Here is a 13099-nt window from a genome sequence, read left to right as displayed (position 1 = left end):
CATGGTCGGGCGAGTGCGCCGGGCGCATCGTTCGCGGTGCGCCTGCACGAGATCCCCATGGCAGCAGAATCCAAAACAATTCAGACAAGGTGTGTGCGAATGAACCGCATTGCGAAACTCCTCGCTGTCGCTGCAATGTCCCTCGCGGCGACTGTCCATGCTGCCGATCCGGCTGCCGCCAAGGCCGATCCGGCCAAGGGCGAAACCCTCTATGGCCAGGGCGCGGCTGATCGCAATGTCCCGGCATGCGCGAGCTGCCACGGCGCCAACGGCAACAGCCCGGCTGGCGCGAACCCGAGCCTGGCCGGCCAGAACGCCGCCTACCTGCATAAGCAACTGGTGAATTTCGCTGCGGGCAAGGATCGCCAGAACGCCATCATGACGCCGTATGCCAAGGCCCTGAGCGATCAGGAAATGCGTGATATCGCAGCCTACCTCGAAAAGCAGAAGCCGAAGCTGAACTCGGCGAAAAATCCGAAGACCGTCGAACTCGGCCAGAAGATTTTCCGTGGCGGCATTGCGGCCAAGGGCGTGCCGGCGTGCGCGGCTTGCCATGGCGCGACTGGCGCGGGCATTCCGAACCAGTATCCGCGCATCGGCGGCCAGTGGGCTGAGTACACGGAAGCACAGCTGGTGGCCTTCCGTAGCGGTGCCCGCCACAACAACGTGCCGATGGCGCAGATTGCCGCCAAGATGTCCGATGCGGAAATCAAGGCAGTGTCGGACTACATCGCGGGCGTGCGTTGATGGCATGACGCCCCGTCCGGGTGGCGCCGGACATCGGTGTGCCTGAACAGGCGCTCCGGCTGCGAAACAAACGCAACCAAACGCCCCGACCAGTATCAAAGAGGGTGGCTACGCGTCCACCCTCTTTTTTTGTTTTAGGTATCCCCATGTCGGTCTCCACTTCGGGCCTGCACCTGAAGACTTCCCACCGCGTCCTGCGGGAACTGGTTGAACTGCTGTCGTCGATGCGTTTCGCCATCGCGTTGCTGACGATCATTTCCATTGCCAGCATCGTCGGCACGGTGCTCAAGCAGAACGAACCGTACAACAACTACGTTAACCAGTTCGGGCCTTTCTGGGCCGAGCTGTTTCATGCGCTGTCGCTGCAGCGGGTCTACAGCGCGTGGTGGTTCCTGCTGATCCTCGCTTTCCTGGTTATCTCCACGTCGCTTTGCCTGCTGCGCAACACGCCCAAGATGGTGCGCGACATGCGTGCCTGGAAAGAGAACATTCGCGAGGGCAGCCTGCGGGCCTTCGGCCATCGCCATGAATTCGACGCGCCCCTGAACCGCACGGCCGCGCTGGAGCGTGTGCAGGCACTGCTGGCCAACCGTGGTTTCCGCATGCGTACCGTGGCGCATCCGAACGGCACGCTGATCGCCGCCAAGGCCGGGGCGACCAACAAGATCGGCTACATCCTGGCGCACAGCGCCATCGTCGTGATCTGTATCGGTGGGCTGCTCGATGGCGACATGCTGATCCGCATGCAGATGTGGCTCGGTGATAAAGAACCGGTGCGCGGCAACGCGGTGATTGCCGAGATCCCCGCCAAGCACCGCTTGTCGACGCAGAATCCAGGATTTCGCGGCAATGCCTTCGTGCCGGAAGGCGGCACGGTGTCGACGGCGATCCTGAATATCGCCGATGGCGCGCTGGTCCAGGACCTGCCGTTCTCCATCACGCTGAAGAAATTCCGCGTCGACTATTACTCCACCGGCATGCCGAAGCTGTTTGCCAGTGATGTGATCATTACCGACCATGCCACCGGCAAGACGCGTGAAGCGACCATCGAAGTGAACAAGCCGCTGATCGTCGACAACATCGCCATCTACCAGTCGAGCTTCGAGGATGGCGGTTCGCGGCTGTCGTTCGCCGGCTATCCGATGCAGGGCGGGACGGCGGCGCCGTTCAAGCTGAGCGGCAGCGTGGGCGGCAATACCGAACTCACGGGGCCGCGCGGCACCCGCTATACCGTGGAGTTCAGCGATTTTCGCCTGATCAACGTCGAAACGGTGACGGATGCATCGGGTCGGCAGGATGCGCGCGGTGTCGCCGTGCGGCCGCTCAACGAACGGATCGGTGACCGCTTTGGCGCGGCAGCGAAGGTGGACCACGACAAGAACCTGCGCAATGTCGGGCCCTCCGTGCAATACAAGCTGCGCGATGCCAACGGCCAGGCGCGCGAGTTCAGCAACTACATGCTGCCGGTTGACATGGACGGCGCGAAGGTCTTCCTGGCGGGCGTCCGCGACAATCCGGCGGACCCATTCCGCTACCTGCGCATTCCGGCCGACGAGCAGGGTTCGGTGGTTGACTGGATGCGCCTGCGCGCCGCGCTGCACCAGCCAGCCTTGCGTCTCAAGGCGGCCCAGCGCTTTGCCGCGATGTCGATGCCCGATGTCGGCCAGGAGGCCGTGCGGGCACAATTGACCGAGAGCGCACGCCGTGCGCTGGACCTGTTTGCCGGCCCGGATACCCCCGGGCCTGATGGCCGTGCGCTCGGCGGCTTTACCAGCGTCGCTGCCTTCCTGGAGCAGTCGGTTCCGCCGGCGGAGCAGCAGAAGGCGGCCGACGTCCTGCTGAAGATCCTGAACGGCACCATGTGGGAATTGTGGGCGCTCGCGCGCGCCGAAGCCGGCGCGCCGGCGCCGGTGCAGAATGAACATAGCGGCACGTTCATGCAACAGGCCATCAATGCCCTGTCCGATGCGTCGATCTACGGCGCGCCGGTATTCCTGCAGCTCACCGAGTTCGAAAAGGTCGAGGCAAGTGTCTTCCAGCTCACGCGTGCGCCCGGCAAGAACATCGTGTATCTTGGGTGCCTGCTGCTGACGCTGGGCGTGTTCGCCATGTTCTATATCCGCGAGCGCCGGCTCTGGGTGTGGGTGAAAGACCGCGATGGCGATGGCTCGACCGTGCTGATGGCGATGTCGACCCCGCGCAAGACGCTGGATTTCGAGGACGAGTTCGCCCGCATGCGAACCGATGTGCAGCACGCGGCCGGGTCCGTGCCCGCGGCTGACGATGTCAAGCAAGACAAGTGAGTTCCCCATGTCATCATCTGAACTGAACCATCCCGGTACGCCGTATCTGCAGGCCTCCTATTTCCGTCGGCTGAACTGGATCGACTGGCTGTATGCCGTGGCGTTGTGCGCGGGCGTGGCCTTTGCGTTCCACCGCTATGCGGACTACATGGACGTGTACGAGAAAGCCATCCTTGTCCTGAGCGCCCCGACCTTTGCCTGGCTGGGCTGGCACTGGAAGCCGGTGCGCTGGGTCATGGCGCTGCTGGCAGTGCTGTCGCTCTACGGGATCCACCTGTACGACGGCCAGTTGGCGCGGGCTGAGCAGGTCTTCTTCCTGAAATACTTCCTGTCGAGCCAGTCGGCCATCCTGTGGATGAGCGCCCTGTTCGGCTTTTCCACGCTGTTCTACTGGATTGGCCTCGCGGCGCGCGCGGAGTCGGGCTACAGCATCGCCAGCAAGTTCTGCTGGGCGGGCGTGGTGCTCGGTTTCACCGGCATGCTGGTGCGCTGGTACGAGTCCTACCTGGTCGGCGTCGATGTCGGGCATATTCCGATCTCGAACCTGTACGAAGTCTTCATTCTGTTTTGCCTGATCACGGCGCTGTTCTACCTGTATTACGAGCAACGCTACGCCACGCGCGCATTGGGACCGTTCGTGATGCTGATCGTCAGCGCCGCCGTGGGCTTTCTGCTGTGGTACATGGTGACCCGCGACGCGCACCAGATCCAGCCGCTGGTACCGGCGCTGCAAAGCTGGTGGATGAAGATCCACGTGCCCGCCAACTTCATCGGCTATGGCACCTTCGCACTCGCCGCGATGGTGGGGTGCGCCTACCTGCTCAAGCAAAAAGGCATCCTGGCGAATCGTCTTCCGTCGCTGGAGCTGCTTGATGATGTGATGTACAAGTCAATCGCGGTCGGCTTTGCATTTTTCACCATCGCCACCATCCTCGGCGCACTCTGGGCAGCCGAAGCCTGGGGCGGTTACTGGAGCTGGGATCCGAAGGAAACCTGGGCCTTGATCGTCTGGCTCAACTACGCTGCCTGGCTGCATATGCGGCTCATGAAGGGGCTGCGCGGGGTGGTTTCCGCATGGTGGGCGGTAGTTGGCCTACTGGTCACGACCTTTGCCTTCCTTGGCGTGAACATGTTCCTGTCCGGCTTGCATAGCTACGGCGAACTGTAAAAAAATGCCCGCTGATGCGGGCATTTTTATTGGCGCCCGCAGTCCAACCGGATACCGGCGCCATGATCGTGGCGCCGCCATCAGAATCAGGAGGATGCGCAGATGATCAGCAAACGTGTGATGGGCCAGCTTGCCGGCGCGGCCGGGGCGCTTGTTCTGGCGGGATGTGCCGGGTGGCCGGGCGGTCCGTCTTCCGATACCACCCGTCCGCGCAGCGACATTCCCGGCGGTGCGGCGGTACGGATCAGCCAGGGTACGCTGGTCGATGCACGCGGCATGACGCTCTATACCTTCGATCGCGACGTGCGCGGCAGCGGTAAGAGCGCCTGCAACGGGCAGTGCGCCGCCAACTGGCCGCCGTTGCCTGCCGCGGCGGGCATTCCGCCGGGCGATTTCAGTATCGTGTCACGTGATGACCGCAGTCTGCAACTGGCCTACAAGGGCAAGCCGCTCTACCGCTGGGCCAAGGACAGCCGTCCGGGCGAGCGTTCCGGCGATGGCGTCAATGGTGCGTGGCGGGTGGCGCGTCCCTGAGCGGGTGTATCGCATCAGGATGCTGCGACTTGCCGGGAGACGATGTGATGTGGATCAAGACAGATGACAAGCCGTGGGGCGACGACATTCCCGCCTCCGAGATTACGCCGCGTGTAGTGTTCGAGCGGCGCCGTAGCTTGCTGGCGATGGCGGCCGCCGGCGCCGCCGGCGCCACGCTGACGCCATGGTTCGCACGCCAGGCGCTCGCGGCCCAGCAGCCGCACGGCGCGAAGCTGGCGGCGCGCGCCAATCCGGCCTACACCACGCTGGAAAAACGCACGCCTTACGAGGACGTGACAACTTACAACAACTTCTACGAGTTCGGCACCGACAAGGGCGATCCAGCGCGGCACGCGAGCACGCTGCAAACAAATCCCTGGACCGTCAGGGTTGAAGGCATGGTACGCCAGCCGCGCACCTATGACCTCGACGCGCTGCTCAAGCTCATGCCGCTCGAGGAACGTGTGTATCGCATGCGCTGCGTTGAGGGCTGGTCGATGGTCATCCCGTGGGTCGGCTATTCGCTGGCCGAGCTGCTGCGGCGCGTTGAACCGCTCGGTTCCGCCAAGTATGTCGAGTTCACAACGCTGGCCGACCGCAAGCAGATGCCGGGCGTATCGAGCCCGGTGCTGGACTGGCCCTATGTCGAGGGTTTGCGTCTGGACGAGGCCATGCATCCACTCACCTTGCTGACCTTCGGCCTGTATGGTGAAGTCCTGCCCAACCAGAATGGCGCGCCGGTACGGATCGTGGTGCCATGGAAATATGGTTTCAAGAGCGCCAAGTCGATCGTCCGCATCCGTCTGGTCGAAAAACAGCCGCTGACGGCGTGGAACCGCGCCGCGCCGCGCGAATATGGCTTCTATTCCAACGTCAATCCGGCTGTCGATCATCCGCGCTGGAGCCAGGCGACCGAGCGCCGCATCGGCGAAGGCAGTCGCGGCGGGTTTGCCGGCCTGTTCGCCCCGAAGCAGAAGACCTTGCCGTTCAACGGTTATGAGCAGCAGGTCGCAAGCCTGTATGCCGGCATGGACCTGAAGAAATTCTATTGATGCGCGCCATGCCTGCTTCATTGTTGGCTCCTGCCTTGTCGCCCGCCGCGCTGCGCCGGCTCAAGGCGCTGGTATGGCTGCTGGCCTTGCTGCCGCTGGCGCGACTGGTGTGGCTGGGGGCGCACGACGGCTTCGGTGCGAACCCGCTCGAGTTCGTCACGCGCTCGACCGGCACATGGGCGCTTGTGCTGCTGTGTGTGACGCTAGCCATCACGCCGCTACGCCACTGGAGCGGCGCGCACTGGCTGGTGCGGTTGCGACGGCTGCTCGGATTGTTTGCCTTTTTCTATGCGTGCCTGCACATGCTGCTGTGGTTCGTGGTCGACCAGGGGCTCGATCCGTCAGCCATGCTTGCCGACGTGATCAAGCGTCCCTTCATCACGGCCGGGTTCACGGCCTTTGCGCTGATGGCGATCCTCGCTGTGACATCGCCGCATGCCGTAGTACGGCGGCTTGGCGGGCGTCGCTGGCAAATGCTCCACCGCCTCGTCTACGTCGTGGCGGTCTTGGCGATCCTGCATTATTGGTGGCACAAGGCCGGCAAGAATGACTTTGGCGAAGTGACGATCTACGCCGCTGTCGTGGCCGTGCTGCTGGGGGCGCGCATGGTGCGCGCGTGGCGGCGGCGCGTGCAGACCGCAAAGCCGGCAGGCAAGACGCAAGATGGTGCTGGTGACAGCACGGGCGGCGAAGCGGTACGAATGATGCCGGCAGACCGGGGGGCATCATCGTCTGATGCATGACGCGGGCGTGTGCTGCTGAAGCGCGTCCCGGAGGGCTCCCTTGAGGTACGCACATACCGGGGACGCGTTCGATGGTGCGGCGGCGGCACAGCCCGCTGCCGCCTGGGGTTCAGAGCGTCAACAATCGCTCGCCGACGAACAGGTCGGCTACGCGTTCGCGTGCCCGCACTTCGTGCATGGTGCTGCCATCCACCATGATCTCGGCGGCGCGCGGCCGGGTATTGTAGTTCGAACTCATGACGAAGCCGTAGGCGCCTGCCGAGAGGATGGCGAGCAGGTCTCCCTCGCGCACGGCAAGCATCCGGTCGCGGCCGAGCCAGTCGCCGGACTCGCACACCGGGCCGACCACATCCCACACCGTGGCAGGCGTATCGCGGCGCTCCACGACCGGCGTGATGCCATGGTAGGCCTCATACATCGCCGGGCGGGCCAGGTCGTTCATGGCGGCATCGACGATGCAGAAATTCTTGGCAGCGCCCGGCTTGAGGAATTCCACGCGCGTCAGCAGCACGCCGGCGTTACCGACCAGTGAACGGCCCGGCTCGAACAGGACCTCGCGATGGCCATGGCCGCGTGCGGCAATATGGTCGAGCAGGGTGGTGGCGAACACCGTGATGTCGGGCGGTGTTTCATCATCGTAGGTAATGCCCAGGCCACCGCCGACGTCGATATGCTGCAGCATGATGCCTTCCGCCTCGAGCGCTTCCACGACCTCGAGGACCTTGTCGATGGCGTCCAGATATGGCGAGACTTCGGTAATCTGCGAGCCGATATGGCAGTCGATGCCGGTGACGTCGAGATGCGGCAGCGAGGCGGCGGTCCGGTAGGTCTCCAGCACATCATCGAAGGCCACGCCAAACTTGTTCCCTTTCAGGCCGGTGGAAATGTACGGGTGGGTCTTGGCATCCACGTCCGGGTTGACGCGCAGCGACACGCGCGCGCGCCTGCCGCAGCCTGCGGCCACGTCGTTCAGGCGGTGCAGCTCGGGAATCGATTCGACGTTGAAGCACATGACATCATGCGTCAATGCCAGGCGCATTTCCTCGGCCGACTTGCCGACCCCGGAAAATACGCACTTGCGCGGATCGCCGCCGGCCGCGATGACGCGTTGCAGCTCGCCACCCGAGACCAGGTCGAAGCCGGCGCCAAGCGAGGCGAACAGTTGCAGTACGGCCAGATTGGAGTTCGCCTTCATGGCGTACTGCACACGGGCACGGCGGCCGGTGCACGCTGCGGCATACGCCTGGTAAGCCGTCGTCAGCGCGGCGCGCGAATAGACATAGGTTGGCGTGCCGAAGCGCGCGGCGATCTCGCTGAGTGGCACCTGTTCGAAATGGAGCGTGCCGTCGCGGCGGGTAATGAATGACATATCAGCGTGTTGGAGGCGTCGGGGTGGCAGGGTCGCCGGGCAGTGACTGCATGCCCGGATCCGGTACGCTCGGCGGCGTCGGCCGGGGCGGTTGCTGCGGCATCGTCAGCGGTCCGCGCACGCCGCAGCCGGCCAGCGTCAATGCTGCCAGCAGAACACACACGGAGGCGCGCATGGTGGCCGGGGCAGCCGATACAATACGGGGACGTGGCAGCATCTTGAGCGATCCTTCGGGCGGTTCGGATGGTGATCCTGACAGTTCAATGAAATCTATCTGGCCGCCTGCCGGCTTCGGCCCCGTCGTACGCGTGTGGGCCCAGTGGCAGGCGGTCTTGGAGTTTAGCATGACCCCTCTCGCCGAAAGCGACTTCCTCCGGCTCGCGCAGGCTGAAATGGACCATCTTGAGGCTGCCGTCGAGGCCGCAGCCGAGGCGGCTGACGTGGACATCGACATTCATCGCAACGGCAATGTGATGGAGTTAGAGTTCGCGGACGGCTCGAAGATCATCGTCAATAGCCAGGCACCGATGCAGGAGCTGTGGGTGGCAGCCCGCGCCGGCGGTTTCCATTTTCGCCGGACGGGCGAGGCGTGGGTCGATACGCGTGACGGCAGCGATTTCTATGCGGCGCTGTCACGCTATGTCAGTCAGCAGGCCGGCGCCGTCCTCGCCCTGAGCGGGCGCTGAGCGCTGCCGCGTACAGGTTGCCGGTTAGCCGGCATGCCATGGGGCAGGCGACCAGCGGTGCCGTGACGCGACGGTGCCTGCCGTTATGCTGCGTCAGCCGCGGAACAGATCGAGGATGCGCTGCTTTTCTTCCTCGGGCGTGGGCTGCGGCATGGCGTCGCCTTCCGGCTTGCCCGGCCAGGGATCGCCGAGGCCGACGGAGCGTACGCCACCGTTCACGTATTCCTCGAAGGTCCAGTCGCCGTTTGCCATGACCACACCTTCCGGCGGCTGACGGTCGATTTCCGGCATGCCCTTGAGCGTGGAGCCCATGTAGCTGATCCAGATCGGCAGCGCCAGGCCGCCGCCGGTTTCGCGTACGCCGAGGCTGCGCGGGGTGTCGTAACCCATCCACGCCACCGCGACGATCTTGGGTGTGTAACCCGCGAACCACGCGTCGACCGCGTCGTTGGTCGTGCCGGTCTTGCCCGCCAGGTCGTTGCGGCCGAGGCGCTGCTTGGCGCTGTTGGCGGTGCCCATGCGCACCACGTCGCGCAGCATGGTATCCATGACGAAGGCATTACGCGGGTCGAGAACCTGGACAGCATTGTCGTTGGCCCGCTGCGGGCGCGTCTCCGAGATCACCTCGCCGCGCTGGTCGACGATGCGCTGGATCAGGTACGGATTGACACGGAAGCCGCCATTGGCGAACACGGAATAGGCGCCGGCCATCTGCAGAGGCGTGACTGCGCCGGAGCCCAGCGCCATCGGCAGGTAGGCCGGGTGCTTCTGTGCCTCGAAGCCGAAGCGCGTGATGAACTCCTGGCCATACTGCGGTCCGATCGCACGCAGGATGCGCACCGACACGAGGTTCTTCGAGCGTGCGAGCGCGCGGCGCATCGTCATTGGGCCTTCGAACTTGCCATCGTAGTTCTTCGGTTCCCAGACCTGCCCGCCGGTGTCGGACGAACCGATGCTAAGCGGCGCGTCGTTGATGACAGTGGACGGCGAGAAGCCTTTTTCCAGGGCAGCCGAATAGATGAATGGCTTGAAGCTCGAACCCGGCTGGCGCCATGCCTGCGTCACGTTGTTGAACTTGCTGCGGTTGAAATCGAATCCGCCGACCATCGCCCGGATCGAGCCGTCATCGGTGTTCAGGGCGACGAAGGCGGCAGACACGCCCGGCAATTGGGTGATCGACCATTCGCCCTTGCTGTCCGGCATCACGCGGATCACCGCGCCAGGGCGGATCTGGACCTTCGGCTGGGCCTTGGCGGACAGGCCGGAGGCGGCGAAGCGCAGGCCGGCGCCGGTCATTTCAATGACTTCGCCTGAGAACAGGGTGGCCCGCACCGCCTTCGGCGAGGCTTCCAGGACCACTGCGCTCTGGATGTTGCCGCTGCTCGGGTGCTCGAGCAGGGCATCGTCGATGGCCTGCTGGCGCTCGTCCGGATTCTTCGGGAACTCCACGAAGGCCTCCGGGCCGCGGTAGGCCTGCTTGCGCTCATAGTCCATCACGCCACGGCGCAGCGCGTCATAGGCTGCATCCTGATCGGCCTTGGTGATGGTGGTGTAGACGGTGAAGCCGCGCGTATAGGTTTCCTCGCGATAGCGTGAGTACATCAACTGGCGCACGATCTCCGCCACGTACTCGGCGTGCGTGTTGAACTCGCCGCCCTCGGCACGGACCTTGAGCGGTTCGTTGATGGCTGTGTCGTATTCAGCGCGCGTGATGTAACCCAACTCGAGCATGCGCAGCAGGATGTATTCCTGGCGGACCTTGGCGCGTTTCGGGTTGACCACCGGGTTGTACGCCGACGGCGCCTTCGGCAGACCGGCGAGCATCGCCGCCTCGGCCAGGGTCACGTCCTTGACGGACTTGCCGAAATACACCCGGGCCGCGCTGGCAAAGCCGTAGGCACGCTGGCCGAGGTAGATCTGGTTCATGTACAGCTCGAGGATCTGGTCCTTGGTCAGGTTCGCCTCGATCTTGTACGCCAAGAGCATCTCGTAGATCTTGCGGGTATAGGTCTTTTCGCTCGACAGGAAGAAGTTGCGCGCGACCTGCATGGTGATGGTCGACGCACCCTGCGACAGTCCACCACGGAGATTGGCCAGACCTGCCCGGATGACGCCGATGAAGTCCACGCCGCCATGCTCGTAGAAGCGGTCATCCTCGATGGCAATAATGGCGCGCTTCATGACCTCGGGAATCTCATCAATCTTGACGAAATTGCGCCGTTCTTCGCCGAATTCGCCGATCAGGATGTTGTCGGCGGTGAAGACGCGTAGCGGAATCTTGGGGCGGTAATCGGTGATGGCGTCGAGCGAAGGCAGGTTGGGCGCCGCGACCAGCAGGGCATAGCCGAGGAGCAGCGCTACGCACACGGCACCGGCTGCGAGCAGCCCGACAAGCCACACGCTCAGCCTGACCCAGAGCGGGCGGCGGGCGGGGCGGGCGGGTTTGGGGGAGGCAGTAGCCATAAAGAGGACCTTGAAAGCGTGGACCGGATTATATCGCCTGCGCCCGAGCGGCTCGGAAATGGGGCGCGACCATCCGGAGTGCAACGGAAATGATGCATTGCATCGCGTCGCACGTCTGTGACGAAAAGTAAGCAGAACGTGGGATTCTGACAACGGTTTCTGCATCCGGTTGCCAAATCGAAAAAACGGGTGTCGTCCGGATTGCCAATGTAGCCGTTATTTGTGAGAATCGACCGGCACATCAATAAGAAACTGGCGAAACGCCGGTACAAGTTCGCAGAAGAACGCAGAGGGGTGGTCATTCGTGCGACGGGGAATATGGTCCGGCTTGCTGCGGCGCGCCATGGTTGGCGTGGATATCGGGTCCGTCAGCGTCAAGGTCGTGGAGCTGTCGGTCGGTAGCGGCGGCGGTTTCCGGCTGGAAAAGTGCGCCAGCGAGCTATTGCCGCGCGGCGCCGTGGCCGAAGGCAATGTCGTCAGCATCGAGCCCGTCGCCCAGGCGATCCGCCAGGCACTTGGCAAGGCCGGCATCCGCGAAAGTCGCGCTGTCCTGGGCTTGCCTGCCACCCTCACCGAAAACCAGACCATCAGCCTGCCCGACAACCTGAGTGACGATGAAATGGTCATGCAGGTCGAAAGCGAAGCCAATCGGCTGTTTCCTCCTTCCCAGAACGTCAATTTCGATTTCGTCGTGATCGGTCCGAGCGAGACCGAGGGCGGCATCGGCGTGAACGTGACCGCTGCCGCCAGCGATCATGTCCAGACACGCGTCACGGCCGCCGAGATGGCGGGCCTGAAGCCGCTGGTCATGGATGTCGAGGAATTCGCCCTGCAGCGTACCGTCACTCACATGCTGGCGCTGCGTACGGATATCGACGAGGCCCAGGCGCGCGACCTGCCGGTGGTGGCCGTCTTCTGCCTCGGCGGCAGCCGCTCCTGGGTAGCTTTCTATCAAGGGTGGAAAGAGCTTTATCGGCAGCCTGTCGGCATCTGGGGAGACCAGCTCACCGAGGCGGTGTCCCAGACCTTCACGCTGGAGTTCCTGCAGGCGGAGGTCAAGAAGCGCAAGAACAGCCTGCCGGACGCGTACCGCGAGCAATTGCTGCGACCCGCCCTTGAGCATGTGGCTGCCGAGGTCGCCAATGCGATCCGCAATTTCATGTCGGTTTCCAGCGTGGGCCGGGTCGACGAGATCATCCTCGGCGGCGGCCATGCCTCGCTGGTCGGCCTGCAGGCCGCGGTGGAGCAGCAGATGCAGCTGCCGACCACGTTGGCCAATCCCTTCGTCAACATGGAAACTGCCGAAAAGGTCAACGCGCGCTATCTGCAGCGTGACCTGCCAGCCTATATCGTCGCCGCGGGCCTGGCACTGCGCGGCCTGCAGCAGGGGGCCGGAGCATGACGAGCAAATCGTTGCCGAGCATCAACCTGCTGCCCTATCACGGCGAGCGCAAGGCACGCCGGCGCCAGCGCGTCATGACCGGGCTGGGCGTGGCCGCCGTCGGTGGCGCCGTGGCTGTCCTGCTCGGCGGTTTCATCATTGACCGCCAGACGGCAGCGGAAACGCAGCTCAACGCCATTCTCACCGTTGAGAACGCCCGGCTCGACCGGGAAATCACCGAAGTGAACTCCCTGCGCAAGGAGATCGACGAGCTGCTGCAGCGCCAGAACGCGGTGGAAAGCCTGCAGATCAAGCGCAACCGGCCGGTGCAACTGCTCGAGGAGCTGGTGCGGCTAGCGCCGGACGGCGTGTTCTTCAAGACGCTGCGCCAGGAGGACGAGAAATTCACCATCGTCGGGGTTGCCCAGTCCAACGAGCGCGTGTCCCAGGTGCTACGCAGTCTCAGCGAGGTACCGTGGCTGGCGAACGCCGAGCTGCTGGAAACCAAGGCCATCACGATGACCAATAACCTCAAGGAGCAGCGACGCCTGTTCGAGTTTTCGCTGCGCTTCAGCTACCGGCCGGCGGATCCGCCCGCGCAGGGCGCATCCGGGGTGCCCGCCGCGCCCGACAAAGCCGGCAAGGGGGCATGA

12 protein-coding genes are annotated in these 13099 nt (G+C 64.0%); 9 read left to right on the top strand and 3 right to left on the bottom strand.

All coding sequences use genetic code 11. The annotated features are described in order from the left end of the window. The first annotated feature begins 99 nt into the window (after positions 1-99). The 6 genes from ACQ3C8_RS13565 (at position 100) to msrQ (ending at position 6547) form a co-directional block, all read left to right on the top strand. Positions 100-747 (top strand): c-type cytochrome, encoded by a 648-nt coding sequence (locus ACQ3C8_RS13565; RefSeq protein ID WP_009523878.1) that lies wholly within the window; start codon positions 100-102, stop codon positions 745-747. Positions 748-893: 146 nt separating this feature from the next. Continuing rightward, on the top strand, positions 894-3050 hold the full coding sequence (locus ACQ3C8_RS13560; protein ID WP_428853088.1) for a cytochrome c biogenesis protein ResB: 2157 nt from the start codon (positions 894-896) through the stop codon (positions 3048-3050). 7 nt (positions 3051-3057) lie between these two features. Next, positions 3058-4218: a c-type cytochrome biogenesis protein CcsB gene (gene ccsB / locus ACQ3C8_RS13555; RefSeq protein ID WP_428851850.1), complete on the top strand. Its 1161-nt coding sequence runs from the start codon at positions 3058-3060 to the stop codon at positions 4216-4218. 102 nt (positions 4219-4320) lie between these two features. Beyond that, complete coding sequence (locus ACQ3C8_RS13550; RefSeq protein WP_428851849.1) at positions 4321-4752, top strand: COG4315 family predicted lipoprotein; 432 nt, start codon at positions 4321-4323, stop codon at positions 4750-4752. Positions 4753-4799: 47 nt separating this feature from the next. Then, the gene (gene msrP, locus ACQ3C8_RS13545; protein ID WP_428851848.1) at positions 4800-5804 is read left to right on the top strand and encodes a protein-methionine-sulfoxide reductase catalytic subunit MsrP; all 1005 of its coding nucleotides are present in this window, start codon (positions 4800-4802) and stop codon (positions 5802-5804) included. Next, positions 5804-6547, top strand: a complete 744-nt coding sequence (gene msrQ / locus ACQ3C8_RS13540; RefSeq protein WP_428851847.1) for a protein-methionine-sulfoxide reductase heme-binding subunit MsrQ — start codon at positions 5804-5806, stop codon at positions 6545-6547. Before msrP ends, msrQ begins: the two co-directional genes overlap by 1 nt. A 109-nt stretch (positions 6548-6656) precedes the next feature. Here msrQ and lysA read toward each other — a convergent pair whose 3' ends face one another. Further along, entirely contained in the window at positions 6657-7916 is a 1260-nt protein-coding gene (gene lysA, locus ACQ3C8_RS13535) for a diaminopimelate decarboxylase (RefSeq protein WP_428851846.1), read from the bottom strand. A 1-nt stretch (position 7917) separates the two neighbouring features. After that, positions 7918-8133 (bottom strand): LPS translocon maturation chaperone LptM, encoded by a 216-nt coding sequence (gene lptM / locus ACQ3C8_RS13530; protein WP_428851845.1) that lies wholly within the window; start codon positions 8131-8133, stop codon positions 7918-7920. 127 nt (positions 8134-8260) lie between these two features. On the opposite strand from lptM, the gene cyaY reads away from it, so the two are divergent. Continuing rightward, entirely contained in the window at positions 8261-8602 is a 342-nt protein-coding gene (cyaY, locus tag ACQ3C8_RS13525) for an iron donor protein CyaY (RefSeq protein ID WP_428851844.1), read from the top strand. 93 nt (positions 8603-8695) lie between these two features. Here cyaY and ACQ3C8_RS13520 read toward each other — a convergent pair whose 3' ends face one another. Next, a complete protein-coding gene (locus ACQ3C8_RS13520) occupies positions 8696-11065 on the bottom strand; it encodes a penicillin-binding protein 1A (RefSeq protein ID WP_138750410.1) in 2370 nt (789 codons plus the stop codon). A gap of 343 nt (positions 11066-11408) precedes the next feature. Here ACQ3C8_RS13520 and pilM point away from each other — a divergent pair, with 343 nt between their 5' ends. Both pilM and ACQ3C8_RS13510 read left to right on the top strand, forming a co-directional pair. Then, on the top strand, positions 11409-12467 hold the full coding sequence (gene pilM / locus ACQ3C8_RS13515; RefSeq protein WP_428853087.1) for a type IV pilus assembly protein PilM: 1059 nt from the start codon (positions 11409-11411) through the stop codon (positions 12465-12467). Next, positions 12464-13099, top strand: coding sequence for a PilN domain-containing protein (locus ACQ3C8_RS13510; protein WP_009523958.1), 636 nt, complete (start codon positions 12464-12466; stop codon positions 13097-13099). The genes pilM and ACQ3C8_RS13510 overlap by 4 nt, the downstream gene beginning before the upstream one ends.

The organism is Imbroritus primus (assembly GCF_964332355.1).
Taxonomy (GTDB): domain Bacteria; phylum Pseudomonadota; class Gammaproteobacteria; order Burkholderiales; family Burkholderiaceae; genus Imbroritus; species Imbroritus primus.
The sequence above is the reverse complement of the archived record's forward strand: the minus strand, read 5'-3'. Positions and strand labels throughout refer to the sequence as shown.